The organism is Streptomyces sp. BK340, from assembly GCF_007827595.1.
GTDB lineage: Bacteria > Actinomycetota > Actinomycetes > Streptomycetales > Streptomycetaceae > Streptomyces.
The window spans coordinates 90,690-110,482 of record NZ_VISR01000018.1; the positions used below are offsets into that span (position 1 = coordinate 90,690).

The 19,793-nt window shown below is 69.8% G+C and carries 15 protein-coding genes; 10 read left to right on the forward strand and 5 right to left on the reverse strand.

From position 1 onward, the window contains the following. Nucleotides 1-429 precede the first annotated feature (429 nt). The 8 genes from FB157_RS28255 to FB157_RS28290 all read left to right on the forward strand — a co-directional run bounded on the left by FB157_RS28255 (nucleotide 430) and on the right by FB157_RS28290 (nucleotide 10,954). Nucleotides 430-4,170, forward strand: a complete 3,741-nt coding sequence (locus FB157_RS28255; RefSeq protein ID WP_145883481.1) for a nitrate- and nitrite sensing domain-containing protein — start codon at nucleotides 430-432, stop codon at nucleotides 4,168-4,170. Nucleotides 4,171-4,179: 9 nt separating this feature from the next. Then, nucleotides 4,180-4,593 (forward strand): roadblock/LC7 domain-containing protein, encoded by a 414-nt coding sequence (locus FB157_RS28260; protein WP_003973453.1) that lies wholly within the window; start codon nucleotides 4,180-4,182, stop codon nucleotides 4,591-4,593. 111 nt (nucleotides 4,594-4,704) lie between these two features. Beyond that, nucleotides 4,705-5,103: a DUF742 domain-containing protein gene (locus tag FB157_RS28265; RefSeq protein WP_019058642.1), complete on the forward strand. Its 399-nt coding sequence runs from the start codon at nucleotides 4,705-4,707 to the stop codon at nucleotides 5,101-5,103. Further along, nucleotides 5,084-5,659, forward strand: coding sequence for an ATP/GTP-binding protein (locus FB157_RS28270; RefSeq protein WP_067046109.1), 576 nt, complete (start codon nucleotides 5,084-5,086; stop codon nucleotides 5,657-5,659). The genes FB157_RS28265 and FB157_RS28270 overlap by 20 nt, the downstream gene beginning before the upstream one ends. Nucleotides 5,660-6,035: 376 nt before the next feature. Continuing rightward, complete coding sequence (locus tag FB157_RS28275) at nucleotides 6,036-9,302, forward strand: nitrate- and nitrite sensing domain-containing protein (RefSeq protein ID WP_186581712.1); 3,267 nt, start codon at nucleotides 6,036-6,038, stop codon at nucleotides 9,300-9,302. Between the two features lie 10 nt (nucleotides 9,303-9,312). Continuing rightward, nucleotides 9,313-9,726, forward strand: a complete 414-nt coding sequence (locus FB157_RS28280) for a roadblock/LC7 domain-containing protein (protein WP_003993185.1) — start codon at nucleotides 9,313-9,315, stop codon at nucleotides 9,724-9,726. 96 nt (nucleotides 9,727-9,822) lie between these two features. After that, on the forward strand, nucleotides 9,823-10,392 hold the full coding sequence (locus tag FB157_RS28285) for a DUF742 domain-containing protein (RefSeq protein ID WP_145883483.1): 570 nt from the start codon (nucleotides 9,823-9,825) through the stop codon (nucleotides 10,390-10,392). Continuing rightward, on the forward strand, nucleotides 10,373-10,954 hold the full coding sequence (locus FB157_RS28290; protein ID WP_026248371.1) for an ATP/GTP-binding protein: 582 nt from the start codon (nucleotides 10,373-10,375) through the stop codon (nucleotides 10,952-10,954). Before FB157_RS28285 ends, FB157_RS28290 begins: the two co-directional genes overlap by 20 nt. A gap of 184 nt (nucleotides 10,955-11,138) precedes the next feature. Here FB157_RS28290 and FB157_RS28295 read toward each other — a convergent pair whose 3' ends face one another. The 4 genes from FB157_RS28295 to FB157_RS28310 all read right to left on the reverse strand — a co-directional run bounded on the left by FB157_RS28295 (nucleotide 11,139) and on the right by FB157_RS28310 (nucleotide 16,005). After that, nucleotides 11,139-11,333 (reverse strand): acyl-CoA carboxylase subunit epsilon, encoded by a 195-nt coding sequence (locus tag FB157_RS28295; protein ID WP_145883484.1) that lies wholly within the window; start codon nucleotides 11,331-11,333, stop codon nucleotides 11,139-11,141. A 57-nt stretch (nucleotides 11,334-11,390) separates the two neighbouring features. Continuing rightward, a complete protein-coding gene (locus FB157_RS28300) occupies nucleotides 11,391-12,986 on the reverse strand; it encodes an acyl-CoA carboxylase subunit beta (protein WP_145883485.1) in 1,596 nt (531 codons plus the stop codon). A 154-nt stretch (nucleotides 12,987-13,140) separates the two neighbouring features. Beyond that, nucleotides 13,141-15,486 (reverse strand): polysaccharide lyase 8 family protein, encoded by a 2,346-nt coding sequence (locus FB157_RS28305; protein WP_145883569.1) that lies wholly within the window; start codon nucleotides 15,484-15,486, stop codon nucleotides 13,141-13,143. A 21-nt stretch (nucleotides 15,487-15,507) separates the two neighbouring features. Continuing rightward, nucleotides 15,508-16,005, reverse strand: coding sequence for a hypothetical protein (locus tag FB157_RS28310; protein WP_145883486.1), 498 nt, complete (start codon nucleotides 16,003-16,005; stop codon nucleotides 15,508-15,510). Between the two features lie 257 nt (nucleotides 16,006-16,262). Here FB157_RS28310 and FB157_RS28315 point away from each other — a divergent pair, with 257 nt between their 5' ends. Then, a complete protein-coding gene (locus tag FB157_RS28315; RefSeq protein WP_145883487.1) occupies nucleotides 16,263-16,871 on the forward strand; it encodes a YceI family protein in 609 nt (202 codons plus the stop codon). A 266-nt stretch (nucleotides 16,872-17,137) separates the two neighbouring features. Then, nucleotides 17,138-19,363, forward strand: a complete 2,226-nt coding sequence (locus tag FB157_RS28320) for an NB-ARC domain-containing protein (protein ID WP_186581713.1) — start codon at nucleotides 17,138-17,140, stop codon at nucleotides 19,361-19,363. Here FB157_RS28320 and FB157_RS28325 read toward each other — a convergent pair whose 3' ends face one another. Further along, nucleotides 19,364-19,771 carry an ATP-binding protein gene (locus tag FB157_RS28325; RefSeq protein WP_145883489.1) on the reverse strand — a complete coding sequence of 136 codons (408 nt, stop codon included), beginning with the start codon at nucleotides 19,769-19,771 and terminating at the stop codon, nucleotides 19,364-19,366. Nucleotides 19,772-19,793: the final 22 nt, after the last annotated feature.

The window sequence follows — 19,793 nt, forward strand, 5'->3', positions numbered from 1 at the left end:
ACCGGTCAATTCCGGCCGACAACCCGCCCCACCGAAACGGACATTGACCCCCTGAAGCTGTCATTCCGCTCCTGATCATGGCGACTGGGACACGTGACACCAGGGGGCGACTCGCGCGCATACGCCCGCTTTGGCCTGGATCGCGCTCCACAGTTGGTAACCCAGGCCTCACAGCCCGTCACGTAGGTCACAGCTCGGGACACGGCTCTTGTTGGAGATCCGGCACTGTGCTGGAATTCCACGGACCGCCGCGGGATCGAGCCGGCGCGCAGGGGCGCAACGCAGCGCCGAGTGGCGGCCAGATAGGGGGGAACCTGCGCCGGTCACTCCAGACCACTCGGAGAGCGCATTCAGGGCGTTCTCCAATACGCCGACACCGTGTCCGTCCGTTCAAGCGGAGGGGCGCCTGGTCCAGAGGTTGCGACGCTAGTGCAGGGACGTTTCAAGAGGGATGGCAGCGCTTCGGCGGAGCCGGAGGCGCACGGCGGGACCGACCGCGGCTCCACGCCCCAGCACGCCCAGATCCCGGGCCCGGCCCCGTCCGGAGACAGCGGTGAGCGCCCCGGGCGCCCCGGCGCGTCCTCCTCGGCGGGCCCCACGAAGACCGGGAACCCCACCCCGACCGTGAAGTCCACCCAGGGGCCGACGGGCCCCGGTTCACGCGTGGCCCTGCGCAACTGGCGCATCTCCACGCGTCTGGTCTCGCTGCTCGCGCTCCCCGTGGTGGCAGCGACCTCGCTGGGTGCGCTGCGCATCGACCAGAACATCACCGACATCCAGCAGCTCGACAACATGAAGCTGCTGACGGAGATGACCAAGCAGGCCACCGAGCTGGCCCAGGCGCTCCAGGACGAGCGCGACCAGTCGGCCGGCCCCCTGTCCCACGGCCTGAAGTCGACCGACTACCAGATCAAGGGCTTCCAGGACAAGACCGACCGGGCCCGCGAGAACTTCCTCAACGCCTCCGAGGAGATCGACGCGGCGAGCAAGAGCGGCAACCTCCAGGGCGTCCGCGACACCCTGGTGAGCCTCGCCAACCAGCTGGACGACCTGGCCAAGATCCGCCGGTCCGCCTACCAGGCGAAGGGCAACTCGACGCAGACCGTCGAGTCGTACCACCGGCTGATCACCCAGCTGGTCGACCTCTCCCAGGCCATGGCCGAGGCGTCCAGCAACCCCGAGATGATCACGCGCACCCGCGCCCTGGCGGCCTTCTCCAGCGCCAAGGAGTACGCCTCCGTGCAGCGTGCCGTCATCGCCGCGGCGCTGACCACCAGTGGCAACACCAAGGGAACGCTCTCCTCGAACGACCGCCTCTACGGCCAGTCGGCGTACGAGAGCGAGAACTCCGAGATCGCGATCTTCCGGAAGATCTACAGCAGCCAGAACCCGGACGAGCTGCTGAAGCCGATCGAGGAGAACAACCCGACGATCCAGGGCGCCGACCTCTACGCCAAGCGGACCTTCGAGTCCCCCACCGGCCTGGACGGTCTGCCGCCCCGCTCGTACCGCGACTGGGTGGACGACAGCACCACCAAGATCGATCAGATGAAGAAGATCGAGCACACGCTGCTCGAGGACATGGAGCAGAAGGCCCGCGAGCTGCGCAGCGCCTCCGAGCGCGACGCGATCAACTCCGGTGCGCTGATCCTGATCGTCCTCGGCATCTCGCTCGTCGGCGCGTTCGTCGTGGCCCGCTCCATGATCCGCTCGCTGCGCCGTCTGCAGGAGACCGCCACCAAGGTCGCCCAGGACCGCCTGCCCGAGCTGGTCAAGCAGCTGTCCGAGTCCGACCCGCAGGACGTCGACACGTCCGTGGAGTCGGTCGGTGTGCACTCCCGGGACGAGATCGGCCAGGTGGCCGCGGCCTTCGACGACGTGCACCGCGAGGCGGTCCGCCTCGCCGCCGAGCAGGCTCTTCTGCGGGGCAACGTCAACGCGATGTTCACCAACCTCTCGCGCCGCTCCCAGGGCCTCATCCAGCGTCAGCTCTCGCTCATCTCCGAACTGGAGTCCCGCGAGGCCGACCCGGACCAGCTGTCCTCCCTCTTCAAGCTCGACCACCTCGCGACGCGTATGCGCCGTAACGGTGAAAACCTCCTCGTTCTCGCCGGTGAAGAGCCCGGCCGCCGCTGGACCCGCCCGGTCCCGCTGGTCGACGTGCTCCGCGCCGCCGCGTCCGAGGTGGAGCAGTACGAGCGCATCGAGCTGGCCGCGGTCCCGACCACCGAGGTCGCCGGCCGCGTCGTCAACGACCTCGTGCACCTCCTCGCCGAGCTGCTCGAGAACGCCACCTCCTTCTCCTCGCCGCAGACCAAGGTCAAGGTCACCGGTCACGCCCTGCCCGACGGCCGGGTGCTGATCGAGATCCACGACACCGGTATCGGCCTCTCCCCCGAGGACCTCGCGGCGATCAACGAGCGGCTCGCCTCGCCGCCCACCGTGGACGTCTCGGTGTCCCGCCGCATGGGTCTGTTCGTGGTCGGCCGGCTGTCCCAGCGCCACGGCATCCGCATCCAGCTGCGCCCCTCCGACTCCGGTGGTACGACCGCGCTGGTCATGCTGCCCGTCGACGTCGCCCAGGGCGGCAAGAAGCCCGCGGGCAAGCCCGGCGCCCCCGCGCCGACCGGTGGTCCGGCCGCCGCGCAGGCGGCGGCCGGCGCTGCCGCCGCCCGCCGCAACAACGGCGGCAACGGCTCGGGCGGTGCCCTCGGTGGTGCCCCGTCCGGCGGCGGCCTGCTCGGCGCCGGTCCGTCCCCGCGTGGCCAGGTCGGCTCCGCCCAGGGTCCCCGGGCCGCGCTGCCCGGCACCGGCCAGGGCGGCCGTCCCGGTGCGCCGGGTGGTGCGCGTGGTCCGCAGGGCCCGGGCGCCCCGCAGCAGGGCCGGCAGGCGCCGGCCGGTGCGGGTGCGGGCGGCTTCGGCGGTCCGGGTGCCACGCAGGGCCTGCAGTCCGGTGGCCTCGGCGGATCGCAGCAGGACGCCTTCGGTGGTCGTGGTCCGGCGCAGCCGCGCGGTGGCGCGGGCGCTGCCGACCAGGGCCGTCAGCCGCAGCTGCCGCCGCGCGGCGGTCCGCGGGCCGAGCTGCCCGGCAGCAACCCGCCCTCGCGCAACCAGGACTGGAGCGACAACGCCCAGGCCCCGCTGTCACGCGCCTCGCTGGACACCCCGCGCGGCCATGACGAGCGGGACCCGGCGCAGACCTCGCGCATACCGCGCGTCGACGACCGGCAGGGCCCGGGCGCGACCGCCGAGATGCCCCGCATCGACGCTCAGGGACCGGCCGCCACGGGCCAGTTCCCGCGACCGGACTTCGCCGCCAACGGCTCCACGGGCCAGTTCCCGCGCCCGGACCTGAACGGCACGAGCAGCTCGACGGGCCAGTTCCAGCATCCCGGCACCCAGCAGGGCAATGGCCAGTACGGCCAGCAGGGCAACGGCCAGTACGGCCAGCAGGACAGCAACGGGTTCGTCCGCCCCGATGTGTACGGCACGTCGGCGACCGGGCAGCAGGACCCGCAGAGCACCGGCCAGTTCCCGGCCCCGCAGGCCTACGACACCGGCTCCACCGGCCAGCACGCGCTGCCCGGCCGCCCGGGCCAGAGCCCGGCGAGCACCGGCCAGTTCGAGCAGCCCCAGCAGGGCAACCGCGGCGCCTCGCGCCCGCCGGCCCCGCAGCAGCGTCCGGCCCGCCGTGAGCCGGAGGCGCTGCCGCCGGCCACCGGTCCGGTCGACGGCCGTACCCCGCTGTACGACACGCTGGAAACCAACTGGTTCCACGGCACCCAGCCGGAGCGGCAGCCGGAGAATCCCCCGGCTCCGTCCCCGGCACCGCAGCAGCAGGCGCCCGCGCCCGCTCCGCAGCGCTCTCCCGCCACCGGCTCCTGGCGCACCTCGCCCAACGACGAACTCGTTCGGCAGGCGGAGCGCGTCCGGCAGCCCGCGGCGGGTGGCATCACCACCTCCGGCCTGCCGCGCCGGGTGCCCCGGGCGAACCTCGTCCCGGGCACGGCTCAGCAGCAACAGCACCAAGCCGGTCCGCAGGTCTCGCGTGCGCCTGACGACGTACGCGGCCGGCTGACCAATCTCCGTCGGGGTATCGCACAGGGTCGTCAGGTCGGCAACGGCCAGACCGGCAGCTACCCGAACCCCACTCACCAGCAGGAGCGTTAGTTGAGTCCGATGAGCCAGGCGGCACAGAACCTGAACTGGTTGATCACCAACTTCGTGGACAACACCCCCGGGGTGTCGCACACAGTGGTGGTCTCCGCCGACGGCCTTCTGCTGGCGATGTCCGAAGGTTTCCCGCGGGACCGCGCCGACCAGCTCGCGGCCGTCGCCTCCGGGTTGACCTCCCTCACGGCCGGGGCGTCCCGGATCTTCGAGGGCGGCAACGTGGCACAGACGGTCGTCGAGATGGAGCGCGGCTTCCTCTTCCTGATGTCGGTCTCCGACGGGTCGTCCCTCGCGGTCCTGGCCCACCCGGAGTGCGACATCGGCCTTGTCGGCTACGAGATGGCGCTGCTCGTCGACCGCGCGGGTGCGGTACTCACCCCGGACCTGCGCGCCGAACTTCAGGGCAGTCTGCTCCACTGACCCGCCCCGGCACCACCCACCTCACGAAAACACCGTCCGGCCGTCACAATCCCCCCACCGGCCCCATAAGACGGCTTGACTGACCGACTTGCTGTCCCGCCCGGAGGATTCATGACCCCGCCCACCGCCTCTCATGATCCGTACGCGGAGCCGTACGGGGATGAGGGCGACCAGCCGCTGGTACGTCCGTACGCGATGACCGGCGGCCGGACCCGGCCGCGCTACCAGCTCGCCATCGAGGCGCTGATCAGCACCACGGCCGACCCGGCAGCGCTCATGGGGCTGCTCCCGGAGCACCAGCGCATCTGCCACCTGTGCCGTGAGGTCAAGTCGGTCGCGGAGGTGTCGGCGCTGCTGGCCATGCCGCTCGGCGTGGCCCGGATCCTGGTGGCCGACCTCGCCGAGGCCGGCCTGGTCGCCATTCACCAGCCGGGTGGCGACGAGAACAACGGCGGCGCTCCGGACGTGACGCTGCTCGAAAGGGTGCTCAGTGGACTTCGCAAGCTCTGACGCGGGCCGGGCCACCACCTCGGCGAAGATCGTGGTGGCGGGCGGCTTCGGCGTGGGCAAGACCACGTTCGTCGGCGCCGTCTCGGAGATCAACCCGCTGCGCACGGAGGCCGTCATGACGTCCGCCTCGGCGGGCATCGACGACCTGACCCACACCGGGGACAAGACCACCACCACGGTGGCCATGGACTTCGGCCGTATCACCCTGGACCAGGACCTGATCCTGTACCTCTTCGGTACGCCCGGTCAGGACCGCTTCTGGTTCATGTGGGACGACCTGGTGCGCGGCGCCATCGGCGCGGTGGTGCTCGTGGACACCCGGCGCCTCGCGGACTGCTTCCCGGCCGTGGACTACTTCGAGAACAGCGGTCTGCCGTTCGTCATCGCCCTCAACGGCTTCGACGGCCATCAGCCGTACACGCCCGACGAGGTGCGGGAAGCCCTGCAGATCGGGCCGGACGCGCCGATCATCACGACCGACGCCCGCCACCGCGCGGACGCCAAGAGTGCGCTGATCACGCTCGTGGAGCACGCCCTGATGGCCCGCCTGCGGTAGCACCCAAGTGCAACGTGCCGTACGGCAGTTGCCGTAAAGCCATCGGAGCCGACTGTGGCCTTTGACACGGTCGGCTCCGCTGTTCATAACAGTTCGGCAGAGGAATCCCCCGGTATCACCACGCGACGCGGTCGAGCGGTACCGCTGCGCTCACAAAGGCCCCGCCTTTTGGCGGGGCTCGCTCTTTATGACCGATTTATCTAGGGCTTACAAGCGCACCGTCCGGGGTTTCCACTGTTTGGAAGTGCGCTGGTCCACGTGCTGGAATGCCTGAACTGCCCAATAGTCAAAGACGTACCTAGTGGTCGATGACGAACGGGGCTCTGAGAGACTGCGGCACGACGAAGGTGCCGACCGCCGAGAGGTTGTTGGTCGAGTGAGGCGAAGCAAGAACGGTCCCGAGCCGTCGGCGCGGGGCAACTTCACCCCGCCGCCGCGCGCTGCGGCGCCCACCCCTGTGCCCGGCTCGGAGCCGGCGGCCACTCCCGCGAAGAGCGGCGGCCGCTTCTCCCCGCGCAACTGGCGCGTGCCGACCAGGCTGAACGCGATTCTGCTCATACCCGTGGCGGTGGGTCTCGTCATGGGCGGCTTCCAGGTGAAGAACTCGATCGACACCTGGCAGGACGCTCAGGACGCGGAGAACACCGCCCGTCTGGTCCGGGCCTCGTTGTCCTACGCCGACGCCCTCTACAACGAGCGGGACATCACGGCCACGCCCCTGCTGAAGGGCAAGAGCCAGACCCCCGAGGACAAGCTCACCGTCAAGCAGGCCCGCGCCGCCACGGACCGCGCCGCCCAGGCCTTCACCGACGCGGCGCAGGACATGCCGGACAAGTCCGGCCTCAAGCGCCGGCTGACGCTGTTCCGCCAGGCCGAGCCCTTCCTGCAGACGCTGCGCGCCGGTGCGTACACCTCCAAGTTCACCGGTGTGCAGACCGAGGAGGGCTACGTCAAGGTCGCCCACCCGCTCATGGAGTTCGCCAACGAGCTGGGTCTCGGCACCGGAAACATCACCTCCTACGGCCGTACCGTCTACGCCATCTCGCTCACCAAGGCGGCACTGTCGCTGGAGCGCTCCATCGGCATGCACATCCTGGAGAAGCCGGGTCCGGACGCCCCGAACCTGGCGAGCCAGCGTGTGGCCCTGCTGTCGTACGCCTACCTCGAGGGCATCGCCGTCGAGGAGTACGAGGGCGGTGGCACCCAGGCCGACGCGGACAAGCTCGACCAGCTGAAGAAGGACATCCAGACCAAGGCCGCGAGCATGGCTCAGCAGGCCAAGGCCAAGGACCCGAACTACGTGGTCCCGCCGGACTCGAAGAAGATGGTCTCGGCGCTCGCCACGCTGGACTCCACGGCTCCCGCCGCGCGCCAGCAGCTCGCTCAGAACGGCATCAGCGCGCCGAACTGGTGGGCGGTCAACACCCTCAAGTTCAACGCCTACCGCACGATCGAGTCGGACATGGCCGACAAGGCCGTGAACGAGGCGTCGAGCATCGCCGACGACGCCAAGACCTCCGCGATCATCACCGGCGCCGTGGTCGTCGTCGCCCTGCTCCTGGCGTTCATCCTGGCCGGTACCGTCGCCCGCCAGATGAGCCGCTCGATGCGCCAGCTGCGCAACGCGGCCTTCGGTATCGCCGAGCAGCGCCTGCCGATGCTGGTCGACCAGCTCTCGCGCACCGACCCCGGCCGGGTCGACACCCGCGTCGCACCGATCCCGATCAACTCGACGGACGAGATCGGCGAGGTCGCCCGGGCCTTCGACCAGGTCCACCGCGAGGCCGTCCGGCTCGCCGCCGAGCAGGCCCTGCTGCGGGGCAACATCAACGCGATCTTCACCAACCTGTCGCGCCGCAACCAGTCGCTGATCGAGGGCCAGCTGACCCTGATCACCGACCTGGAGAACAACGAGGCCGACCCGGACCAGCTGGAGAACCTCTTCCGCCTGGACCACCTCGCGACCCGTATGCGCCGCAACGGCGAGAACCTCCTGGTCCTCGCCGGCGAGGAGCCGGGCCGCCGCTGGGACCAGCCGGTCCCGCTGGTCGACGTCCTGCGCGCCGCCTCCTCCGAGGTGGAGCAGTACGAGCGCATCGAGCTGTCCGGTGTCCCCGAGGCCGAGATCCACGGCCGTGCCGTGACCGACCTCGTGCACCTGCTCGCCGAGCTGCTGGAGAACGCCACGACGTTCTCCTCCCCGCAGACCAAGGTCCGCGTCACCGCGACCCGTCTCCCCGACGGCCGCGTGATGATCGAGATCCATGACAAGGGCATCGGCCTCACCGCCGAGGACTTCGCGGACATCAACCACAAGCTGGCCAACCCGCCGACCGTGGACGCCGCGATCTCCCAGCGCATGGGCCTCTTCGTGGTCGGCCGGCTGTCCGACCGGCACGGCATCCGCGTCCAGCTGCGCCCCTCGGGCGAGCAGGCGGGTACCACCTCCCTGGTCATGCTGCCGGACGCGATCACGCACGGTGGTGGCGGCGAGACGCCGCTGGACCGCGAGGAGTTCACGGTCTCCCAGATCATCCCCGAGCAGAACTTCCAGGGTGAGAGCTTCGGCCAGGTGGCGCCCATGCGCACCGCCGCCGAGCTGGGCTTCGACGACAGCGCCTACACCGAGGTCCCCGACGACATCCGCGGTCTCGACCCCGTCGGCCGCTCCCTGATGCGTGAGGGGCGCCGGGCGGCCCTGGAAGTCCAGAACGAGCAGCCGCAGGAAACCGCCGAGCAGTCCGCGTACCGGGACGAGTTCGACGCGCAGCAGGGCTTCGACGGCAGCGGCACGGGGTACACCGGGCAGTCGTCGTACCCGGAGCAGCCGCAGCAGCCGTACCAGGAGCAGACGTACGAGGAGCAGCAGCACACCTCGTACGAGAAGCCGTACGACGAGCAGTACTACGCTCCGAACGGTGGTCTGCCGCAGCGCGACGGCTTCGCCCAGAACGGCGGCGGCTACCCCGAGCCCGCGTATTCGGAGCCCGCTCAGGAAGAGCACGCGCCCGCGCACGCCTCCGCCTCCGACGGGTTCGGCTCCTACGAGAGCCAGTCCTACCAGGACGACTGGCCGCAGCAGGACGGTTACCAGAACGGCTATCAGGCCCAGTACGCTCCGGAAACGGAATCCGCGCAGGCCGGTGACGCAGATGAGCGGAACCGCGTAGGCTTCGACCGTCCGGGAACGGCCACTCCCGCCTCCCACTCGCTGACCGACGCCGGGCTGCCCCGCCGCGGATCCGTCCCGAGCGGCTCCAACGGTTCGAGCGCCGCAAACGGCACGGCACGCGTGCAGCAGGAAGCGCCGGCTCCCACACCGGGCAACTCCCCGGGGCAGAGCGGCGACAGCGGCTGGCGTTCGGCGAACGACGAGCGCTGGCAGCAGGCCTCACAGCTCCGGAAGCCCAAGGCGGGCGGGGTCACCTCCTCCGGTCTGCCGCGGCGGGTACCCAAGGCCAACCTGGTCGAGGGCACCGCCGAGAGCACCCCTCAGGGAGGCCCACAGGTCTCCCGCGCCCCGGAGGACGTCCGGGGCAGGCTGAGCAACCTGCGTAGGGGCGTCCAGCGCGGACGCAGCGCAGGCAGTGAAACGAACGGCCAGGGCTTCGGTCCTGACAGCACCTACAACCAGGAGCGTTAGTGTGAGCCCGATGAGCCAGGCGGCACAGAACCTGAACTGGTTGATCACCAACTTCGTGGACAACACCCCGGGGGTGTCCCACACGGTGGTGGTCTCCGCCGACGGACTCCTTCTGGCGATGTCCGAAGGCTTCCCCCGCGACCGCGCCGACCAGCTTGCGGCTGTCGCCTCCGGTCTGACGTCCCTGACGGCAGGCGCCTCCCGGATCTTCGAAGGGGGCGCAGTGAACCAGACGGTTGTGGAGATGGAGCGGGGATTCCTGTTCATCATGTCCGTATCCGACGGTTCGTCACTGGCCGTTCTGGCCCACCCGGAGGCGGACATCGGCCTCATCGGGTACGAGATGGCCCTTCTGGTGGACCGCGCGGGCACGGTCCTCACCCCGGATCTCCGTGCAGAACTCCAGGGAAGCCTTCTCAACTAACAGACGAACGGTGCGTATACGCGTCCCGGGGCCGTAAGGTTTCGGGACGCGGCTCCACAGGGATGGGTGCCCGGCACGGTCGGAGGAGGAGAGAAAGTGGCAACACCCCCAGGCGGTTCGAATAACGGCAACTGGTCGTACGGCCCTGCCCAGGGCCAGGGCGACGGTTCCGCGAACCGGTACAACTTCCCCTCCGCCCCGAGCCACCGGCAGCCGTACGCGCCGCAGGGACCCGGTCCGTCGCCGTACGACCAGCCGCCGGCCCCGCGTATCCAGCCGGTACAGCCCCAGCGCCGCCCCGAGCCGGCGCCGGCCTCGGCTTCCAACAACCCCCTGGTGCGTCCGTACGCCATGACCGGCGGCCGGACCCGCCCGCGCTACCAGCTCGCCATCGAGGCACTGGTGCACACCACCGCGCAGCCGCACCAGATGCAGGGCCAGCTGCCCGAGCATCAGCGGATCTGCAACCTGTGCCGGGAGATCAAGTCGGTGGCCGAGGTCTCGGCCCTGCTGTCGATTCCCCTCGGCGTGGCCAGGATCCTCGTCGCCGACTTGGCGGAGGCGGGCCTGGTCGCCATCCATCAGCCCGGCGGCGACGAGAACGCCGGTGGCCAGCCAGACGTGACACTGCTCGAAAGGGTGCTCAGTGGACTTCGCAAGCTCTAGCGGCGGTCCTTCCCGCTCCACCACCTCCGCGAAGATCGTGGTGGCGGGCGGCTTCGGCGTGGGCAAGACCACGTTCGTCGGCGCCGTCTCGGAGATCAACCCGCTGCGCACAGAGGCCGTCATGACGTCCGCTTCGGCAGGCATCGACGACCTCACCCACACCGGAGACAAGACGACCACCACGGTCGCCATGGACTTCGGCCGTATCACCCTGGACCAGGACCTGATCCTGTACCTCTTCGGTACGCCCGGTCAGGACCGCTTCTGGTTCATGTGGGACGACCTGGTGCGCGGCGCCATCGGCGCGATCGTCCTGGTCGACACCCGCCGCCTCGCCGACTGCTTCCCCGCGGTCGACTACTTCGAGAACTCGGGCCTGCCCTTCGTCATCGCCCTCAACGGCTTCGACGGCAACCAGCCGTACAACCCGGACGAGGTCCGCGAGGCGCTGCAGATCGGCCCCGACACCCCGATCATCACGACCGACGCCCGCCACCGCGCGGACGCCAAGTCGGCGCTGATCACCCTCGTGGAGCACGCGCTCATGGCGCGCCTTCGCTAGGACTGCCGCTCGGCACCACAGACTTCGGCCCCTGTTCCTCCTCGCGAGGGACAGGGGCCTTTGTCGTGTGCGTACTTCCCTGTGCGTACTTCTCCGTGCGGGCCGGGCGCACCGGTGTGTCCGGAACGCACCTGGGCCCCGCCTCTCCCGGAGGAGAGGCGGGGCCCAGGCCACGCGCAGAAACTCAGTGCCAGCTGTGCGGCGCCCGGAAGCCGGGCTCGCGCTCCAGGCGGCGCCAGCCGGCCTTCGCACGGCCTCGGTGGGTCTGGGACGAAGCCGCCGGCTGGGCGGCCGCACGGGCCAGGAGGACGGCCGTGATGGCGGCGACTTCCTCGGGCTCGGCGTGGCCCTTCTCGACGCGGATGTCAGGCGTGTTCATGGATGTCAGTCTCCGTGAGAGAGAGGTCCGCGGGGTTGCCGCGACGGGTCCGCTCGGTTACTGCGGGGGGTTGCCGTGCTTGCGGGAGGGCAGGTCGGCGTGCTTGGACTGCAGCATCGCCAGGGACTTGACCAGGACCTCGCGGGTCTCGGCGGGGTCGATGACGTCGTCCACGAGGCCGCGCTCGGCCGCGTAGTACGGGTGCATCAGCTCGGCCTTGTACTCCTTGACCATCTTCTGCCGCATGGCCTCGGGGTCCTCGGCGTCGGCGATCTGACGGCGGAAGATGACGTTGGCCGCGCCCTCCGCGCCCATCACGGCGATCTCGTTGGTGGGCCAGGCGTAGGTGAGGTCGGCGCCGATCGACTGGGAGTCCATGACGATGTAGGCACCTCCGTACGCCTTGCGCAGGATGAGCGAAATCCTCGGCACGGTCGCGTTGCAGTAGGCGTACAGCAGCTTCGCGCCGTGACGGATGATTCCGCCGTGCTCCTGGTCGACACCGGGCAGGAACCCCGGTACGTCCAGGAAGGTCACGATCGGGACATTGAAAGCGTCACACATCTGGACAAAGCGCGCAGCTTTTTCGCTGGCCTCGATGTCCAGGACGCCGGCCAGGACCTGGGGCTGGTTGGCGATGATGCCGACGACCTGGCCGTCCAGCCGGGCCAGCGCGCAGATGATGTTCCGCGCCCAGCGCTCGTGGACCTCCAGGTACTCGCCGTCGTCGACGATCTCCTCGATGACCTTGGCCATGTCGTACGGCCGGTTGCCGTCCGCCGGGACCAGGTCGAGCAGGACGTCGCTGCGGCGGTCCACCGGGTCGCCGGACTCCACGCGCGGCGGGTTCTCTCGGTTGTTCTGCGGGAGCAGCGAGAGGAGGTAGCGCACCTCGGCGATGCAGGTCTCCTCGTCGTCGTACGCGAAGTGGCAGACACCGCTCGTCTCGGCGTGCACGTCCGCGCCGCCCAGGCCGTTCTGGGTGATCTCCTCGCCCGTCACCGCCTTGACCACGTCCGGGCCGGTGATGAACATCTGGGAGGTCTCGCGGACCATGAACACGAAGTCCGTCAGCGCCGGGGAGTAGGCGGCGCCGCCCGCGCACGGGCCCAGCATCACGGAGATCTGCGGGATGACACCCGAGGCCTTCGTGTTGCGCTGGAAGATGCCGCCGTAGCCGGCGAGGGCCGAGACGCCCTCCTGGATACGGGCGCCCGCGCCGTCGTTCAGGGAGACCAGCGGCGCACCGGCCGCGATGGCCATGTCCATGATCTTGTGGATCTTGGTGGCGTGGGCCTCGCCCAGCGCACCGCCGAAGATCCGGAAGTCATGGGCGTACACGAAGACCGTGCGGCCCTCGACCGTGCCCCAGCCGGTGATGACACCGTCGGTGTACGGCTTCTTCGCCTCCAGGCCGAAACCGGTCGCCCGGTGCCGGCGCAGCTGCTCGACCTCCTGGAAGGACCCCGGGTCGAGGAGCAGCTCGATGCGCTCCCGCGCCGTCAGCTTGCCCTTGGCGTGCTGCGCCTCGGTCGCCTTCTCGCTGGGGCCTGCCACGGCCTGCGCACGGATCTCGTGCAGCTCGGCGACCCGTCCGCGCGCGTCCGTCGGCTCGCCGGTCGGCTCACCCGTCGTCTCTTCCAAAACGGTCATGTAGCGACCTTACGAAGGACACCAAGGAAAGCGAGCCGTCGACTCCGTACAGTCTCCAGCCCGTTTTCCTGGTGCCACCAAACAGAACCCGAGCGGCATGCAGCCGTTCCGACTGCTCAGAGGGCGTCGGCGTTGTGGGGAAGCCACAAAGGTGTCACCTGAGAGCCAGCTCACATTCGTGTGTGGAGCATGCCATCCCTGGAGTGACACGGAGCCTCGGACGGGGGACCGTCGAGAGGATTTCCACGGTGTCGTCCGCCCGGACGACCGAGCGCACGGGGTGGTCCCAGACGATCTCCAGCGGAGCGCCCGTGCGGGGCGGCTCGCTGACACAGAGGGTAGCGGTCCCGCCCCGGCGCCGGACGAGCACGCTCGCGCCCGCGGAGACGGTCAGACCGCCCACCGTACCGGCTTCCCACAGGTTCACGGCGGTCAGGCCGAGCGCGGGCACGGCCACGGCCTGGCGGCGGGCGTCGTTGGCGAGGACGCACAGCCAGTGACGGTCGGCGGCCCGGGCGGCGACCTCGTCGCGGGAGGCGCCCGGCAGCAGGACGTAGGCGTACGTGGCGTCGGCCGGGTCGGTGCCGTGATCGAGCCAGAGGGTCTGCCAGCGGCGGGTGCGCCGCTCGGCCGTACTGGTGGTGTTGATGTCGGACCAGGAGCCGGTGCGGTCCTCGCGCAGAGTGCGCAGCTCGCCGCCGCAGGGCAGGATCCAGCCGCCGTGACCCTCCAGATGGGCCCAGCCGGGGCCGCGCACGAAGGTCTGGGTGCCGTTCTCGCCGAGATTGCGGTTGTCCACGACCGTCTCCACTGGGGTGCCGTCGGCGCAGGTGATCCCGGCGCCCAGGCAGACCACGGCGGCGTCGAGGAAGAACCAGGACTTGCGGGCCTGGAGCGTCGACCCGAGCCCCTTGAGGTGCTGGCCGACGGCCGCGTACTCGCCGTCGGTCACGCCGCCGACCCAGCGGACGTCCGGCCTGGGGGCACCCCACTCGCCGCCGGCGCGGTCGGCCAGGCGCCGGGTCGACACGGTCGTGCCGGGCAGGCGGTACCAGTCCACGGTCGGCCAGAACCAGTCTGTGTACTGAGCGGCCCGGTCGGACCGATCGGACCGGTCTCCGCGCCCGGCCGGCCACCAGGAGAGCATCCCGGCACCGGTGTGCCAGCCGCGCGGGTTCTCGCCGTTGCCGCACTCGTAGTGCGCGATGCGGTCGGAGGCCATGGAGAGTGCCGCGGTGAAGCGGGGGCGGCGGTGGACGGCCCGGTCCATGGCCGGAAAGAGCCGGTGCCCGACGGGTTCCGGGCTCGCGGGTACGGCCGCGTCGGCTACGGCGTGCAGCCGGGCGAGGTCGGCCACCTCGAATTGGCCTGCCGTCAGGATCGGGGTGACGGTGTCCCGTTGGATCCAGCCCTTGATCCGGCCGTGCCACCGCTCCCGCTCCGCCTCGCTCGCGCCGCCCGCGAGCAGGGTGATGGCCGCGATCAGGGCCTGGCCGTGGAAATGGTCGCTGCGCATGATGCGCAGGTCGTCACTGAGCAGATAACCCCGGCTGATGGCACGGCCGTTGACACAGTCCATCACCAACCCGTCGTGGATCAGCGGGGCGTAGGCGTGCTCGACGCCGTCCAGGACGTGCTGCCGGGCGGGGTCCGTGACCTCCCACGGCGACCCGGCGAGCAGCGTGAACAGCCGCCCCAGGCCGTCGAGCAGCACCTGGCCGTACGTCCCGGCGTAGGCGACCCAGGTGTGCTGGACGAAGGAGCCGTCGGCATAGAGGCCGTCGCCCCGGGTGACGTACGGGAAGACCGGCGAGAGGGCGTCCCGGGCGAGCGCGACACGGTCGCCGGACCGGCCGAGGATGCCGCGCAGGGCGACGGAGCGGCACAGGTCGACGCGGTTGGCGCCGGTGGAGGTGCCGGAGTAGTCGCCGAGCGTCGCGTCGGGGACGAAGTGGCCGACGGCGGCACAGGCGGCCGCGACCCGGGTCTCGCCGAGGTGGTCGTACAGGGCGGCCGTGAGGTCCATGAGGAGCCGGGGGCTGCCGATCTGCCATTCCCACCAGTTGCCGTAGCGGCTGGTGGCCGGGTTGTAGACGGTGGCGGAGAGGTGGTCCAGTCCGCGCAGCACGTCGGCGAGGAGGGTGTCGTCGCCGGTGGAGCCGGTGCCGGGCTGGACGTAGGCCTGGGCCATGGTCCACAGCCGGCCGTAGCTGAAGGTGATGCCTGCGGGCGGGTCGAAGGGGTGGCCGGGCCAGAGGGAGCCCGGGGCAGGGGCCATGCTGCCCCGGAAGTCCTGGGCCAGTGACCCGAGTTGGGCGAGCCGGGAGGCGTACGGCTCGGCGGCCGGGTCGTAACCGGTGCCGAGGGCGATGTCGAGCCAGCGGCGGCGAAGGGCGTCGTAGGGGTCGGCGGCGGGTGCCGCGTGGGCCCGGGGCACCAGGCCGGCGGCGAGGGCGGCGGCCAGCAGCAGGGCGCGCCGCGTCGGTCCGGTCGTACCCATGCCGGTGGTCACCGCCCCTGCTCAGCAGCCGCCGCAGTTGTAGTAGAGGACGTCCCAGTGGCTGCCCTCGTCGGCGTAGATGTTTCCGGAGCCGGACCGGTACTGCGGGGCGCCGTCCCCGCGCAGACCGATGTAGGTGAAATTGCCCTTGATGTACGACGTGACGCAGGTGTTCTTGCCGTAGTCGAGCTTGTAGCCGTTCCAGTGGGAGTAGGTGCCGGAGGCGTGGCCGGTCTCGGTGCCGCCGGTGATGTCGAGGCCGCAGCCGCTGGCCCGCTTGAGGGTCTGGGCACCCTGCGCGGTGGCGAGGTTGAGCTGCTCGAAGGACGTACAGGTGGGGTTGTTGCGGTCGGAGCAGTTGCCCGAGGAGGACCAGGTGATGCCGGCGTCACGGAACATCTGGGTGGCGGTCGCGTGGCTGATCTTGGTGACGGCGAAGGCGTCGGTGGCGGTGCCGACGACGGCGGCACCGGGGGCGACGACGAGGGCGAGCGCGGTCAGGACGGAGCGGACCTTCATGGGGACCCTTCCTGCGGATGGCCGTGCTTCCTGTGGGGCGGCTGTGCAGGTGGTGCACGCCGATGGTGCCCGAGCACCGCGCGGGTCCACCAGAGGGCGAACGCGGTGACTCCCGGTTACCGTGAAAACACGCTACGGAGGATGTTGAAAACTGAACGGAATGGGTCTACCGTCGGTGTGGTCAGGTTCGTTGAACGTTAAACAGAAAGCTCGCGGTATCGGCTCCACCGACCGCGCCCGTCCCCAAGGAGCACGTCATGGGCCTCTTCGGTCGCAAGGAAAGCACCCCCGCCCCCGCCTCGGCGCCCGCCACCGTCAACCCCGACCTGGTCGCGCTGACCGGTGACTACTCGCTCGACCCCGCGCACACCACGATCGGCTTCGTGGCCCGCCACGCGATGGTCACCAACGTCAAGGGCAGCTTCCTGGACTTCACGGGCACCCTGCACCTGGACGGCGCCGACCCCGCCAAGTCCACCGCCACGATCGACGTCCGGATGGAGAGCATCGAGACCGGCAACGCCGACCGTGACGGCCACCTGAAGTCCTCGGACTTCTTCAAGACCGACGAGTTCCCGACGATGACCTTCCGCTCCACCAAGGCCGAGGCCCTGGGCGGCGACGACTACCGCATCACCGGCGACCTCTCCATCCTCGGCGTGACCAAGCCGATCACCATCGACCTGGAGTTCAACGGCGCCGCGAAGGACCCGTTCGGCAACGAGCGCGTCGGCTTCGAGGGCAAGACCGAGATCCTGCGCTCCGAGTGGGGCCTGACCTGGAACGCGGCGCTGGAGACCGGCGGCTTCCTGGTCTCCGACAAGATCAAGCTGAACTTCGACATCTCGGCGATCAAGAACGCGTGAGCCTCCGGCGGTTCAGCCGCCCCCGAGACCTCCGCACCCTGAGCGCGCCCGCCCTCCACTCCCCCCGAAAAGAGAGGGCGGGCGCTCAGCGTGCTCGGAGCCTGCGCGTCCGGCGAGCACGGCTGTGACGTGACGGAGTCGTTCCAGGTCGGCCATCCCCATGCCCTGATCCCACCTCTTTCTGGGCGTTCCGTCCCGCTCGTCATGCGCAGTGGACCAGGATGGGTGAGCGGCGCTGAGGCTGGCAGGACGCGATGGGGAATCCGGTGGAGAGTCAGGACCACGTCGACTTTCGTGGCAGTACGTTCCACGAGCGTGTGACGGGGAAGGTGGAGCACCACCACCACATCCCGGCTTCGACGCCCACTGCCACATCCGCGCTACCAGCACCGCCGGCAACCTTCACCGGCCGGGACGAGTACGTCGAAGACCTGTTGAAGGCACTCGACCCCACCACATCCGATAGTCATGGGGCCGTGCTGATCTGCGCCGTCGGTGGGCTCGGCGGCGTGGGCAAGACGGCACTGGCCCTGCACGCCGCCCATGCCGTCCGCGCCCGCTTCCCGGGCGGAACGTTGTTCGTCAACATGCGTGGATACGACGACGCCCCGGCAGCCCCCGAGGAGGTGGCGCTGTCATTCCTCCGCGCCTTCGGAGTTCGAGACGAGCATCTGCCTGCCGTATCGGAGGAGCGGTACGCCCTCTACCGCTCCGTGCTCGACACGCACGAATCGGTGTTGATCGTCCTGGACAATGTCTCGACGGCTGCACAGGTGACCCCGCTGTTGCCTGGCAGCACGAGGCATCGCGTGCTGGTGACCACCAGAGACTCGCTCGACTCACTCACCGCACGCTCGATCCAGCTCGGTGCACTCTCTCCGGACGAAGCGGTCGGTCTGGTCGAGCAGTCTCTGCGCGCCAGGAACCCGTCCGACTCCCGGGTCCGCGACGAGCCCGATTCCGTACGACGCCTCGTCGCACTGTGCGGTTGCCTGCCCCTGGCCCTGCTCATCGCCGCGGCACTGCTCCATCGGCGCAGGCCACGCCCCATCTCCATGCTGGCCGACGAACTCCAGGCAGCGGCCGACCGCGTGCGCATGCTGGCGGCACCGGGCCAGGACCAGTACGGCACGCAGCTCGCCCTGCGCCCGGTGTTCGAGGTCACTTATCAGCGCCTGGGCCCGGAGCAGGGCAGGCTGTTCCGGTTGCTCGCCCAGACCCCCACCTCGGACTTCGGATTCGAAACCGCGCTCGCCATGAGCAACGTACCTTCGGAGGAATTGCTGCAGGGGCTGGACGATCTGGTGGCGGCCTCCCTGATCACCCCCTCGCCCGACGGTGACCGATGGGACATGCACGACCTGCTGCGCGCCTACGCCTCCTCGATCAGCACCAGCGAGCAGTCCCTCGTCGAGGAGGCCACGGAGGGCAGGACCCGGCTGCTGCGGCGTCTCTTCCTGCTGGCGGCCTCCGCCGACCGGCAGCTCCACGGCCAACTGGTGGAGAACACCCCCGATCTCTTCGCGAATCGGGAAGCAGCGCTGACATGGCTGGACGCCGAACACGCCTCCCTCGTGCATGCTGCGTTGTGGGCAGAGCAGGCAGAGCACAGCAGAATCGCCACAGCCCTGGGTGTCTGTATCGACAGGTACCTGCATGTACAACGGCATTTCACTGACGGCGCGCTCGTCTTCGATGCCCTGCTGGCCGCGGCAAGGCGGGACCGGGATCAAGTCCTGGAGATGTTCGCCTTGAGCGCTTCGGGAAACCACCGACATGAATTGCGTCAGTATCGTGAAGCCGCCATCGCTCACACCAAGGCCCTGCGTCTGGCCTACTCACTCGAAGACCTGAGCGGCCAGGCAACTGGCTGGTCCAACCTGGGCCGTTGCATGCACCGGTGGGGGCAGTTCAGCATTGCCGCGCAGATGCACAGCCACGCTCGGAAGTTGTTCTCCCGGCTGGGTGACCACCACCGAGAGGCGATGGCCTGGAACAACCTGGGTATGCCCCTCACAGAGCTACATCGCTTCGAGGAAGCCGGTCGGGCGCTCGGGAGTGCCCAGCAGGCATACGCCCGACTGGGGGATCGGCAGCGCGAGGCAACGGCGTGGCTCAATTTAGGGGCGACGCTGAAGGAAGGTCTCGATTTCGACGCCGCTGCCAACGCCTACATGAACGCAGCCGAACTCTTCGCAGAACAAGGCGATCGGCACGGAGAAGCCACGGCCTGGAGCCAGGTCGGCTCGCTCCTCACCGACCTCCAGGAGTTCGAACTGGCCGCAGAGGGACTCCTCAGATGCGAGACAGCATACGAAGCCCTCGGTGAGTGGTTCGACGTGGGCAGGGTTCGCTGGAACATCGCACTTCTCCATGAGCAGCAGGGCAAACGTCTCGAGGCGCGTGCAGCCTGGATCGCCAGCGCCGAGGCATACGAGCGGGCCCAGGCCTCCGAAGAGGCCGCAAAAGCCCGTCGGAACGCCCAGCTGTAGTTACTCCCGCACCCTGAACTCACACCACACGATCTTGCCCGGGTTCCGCTCTCCCACGCCCCACTTGTCCGCGACGGCGGCGACAAGGAGCAGCCCTCGGCCGTGTTCCGACTCCGGGGACACGTCCGGTGCGCGGACTTCGCCCGGGCCGCTGTCATGCACCTCCACGCGAAGGGCGCCGTCGGTGTGCAGGGTCAGGCGGAGGACGAAGCCGCGACCCACGGGGACGCCGTGGAGGAGGGCGTTGGTGGCCAACTCGCTCACGCAGAGCAGTACGTCGTCGCTGCGCTCAGCGATGGCCCAGCCCGTCAGCGCCTCGTGGGCGAACTCTCTTGCGTGCCGTACCGACCTGCGGTCCCGGCGGTAGAACACCTGGCGGATGTGGGGGTGTTGGGGTTCTGCGTCCATGAGGCCAGTGTCACCATGCGTC

What these genes read in the sequence shown, in the direction of transcription:
- FB157_RS28260 (WP_003973453.1), top strand. Translation starts at nt 4,180, where the DNA reads ATGAGCCAGGCGGCACAGAACCTGAACTGGTTGATCACCAACTTCGTG.
- FB157_RS28265 (WP_019058642.1), top strand. Translation starts at nt 4,705, where the DNA reads ATGACCCCGCCCACCGCCTCTCATGATCCGTACGCGGAGCCGTACGGG.
- FB157_RS28280 (WP_003993185.1), top strand. Translation starts at nt 9,313, where the DNA reads ATGAGCCAGGCGGCACAGAACCTGAACTGGTTGATCACCAACTTCGTG.
- FB157_RS28295 (WP_145883484.1), bottom strand. Translation starts at nt 11,333, where the DNA reads ATGAACACGCCTGACATCCGCGTCGAGAAGGGCCACGCCGAGCCCGAG.
- FB157_RS28300 (WP_145883485.1), bottom strand. Translation starts at nt 12,986, where the DNA reads ATGACCGTTTTGGAAGAGACGACGGGTGAGCCGACCGGCGAGCCGACG.
- FB157_RS28305 (WP_145883569.1), bottom strand. Translation starts at nt 15,486, where the DNA reads ATGGGTACGACCGGACCGACGCGGCGCGCCCTGCTGCTGGCCGCCGCC.
- FB157_RS28310 (WP_145883486.1), bottom strand. Translation starts at nt 16,005, where the DNA reads ATGAAGGTCCGCTCCGTCCTGACCGCGCTCGCCCTCGTCGTCGCCCCC.
- FB157_RS28315 (WP_145883487.1), top strand. Translation starts at nt 16,263, where the DNA reads ATGGGCCTCTTCGGTCGCAAGGAAAGCACCCCCGCCCCCGCCTCGGCG.
- FB157_RS28325 (WP_145883489.1), bottom strand. Translation starts at nt 19,771, where the DNA reads ATGGACGCAGAACCCCAACACCCCCACATCCGCCAGGTGTTCTACCGC.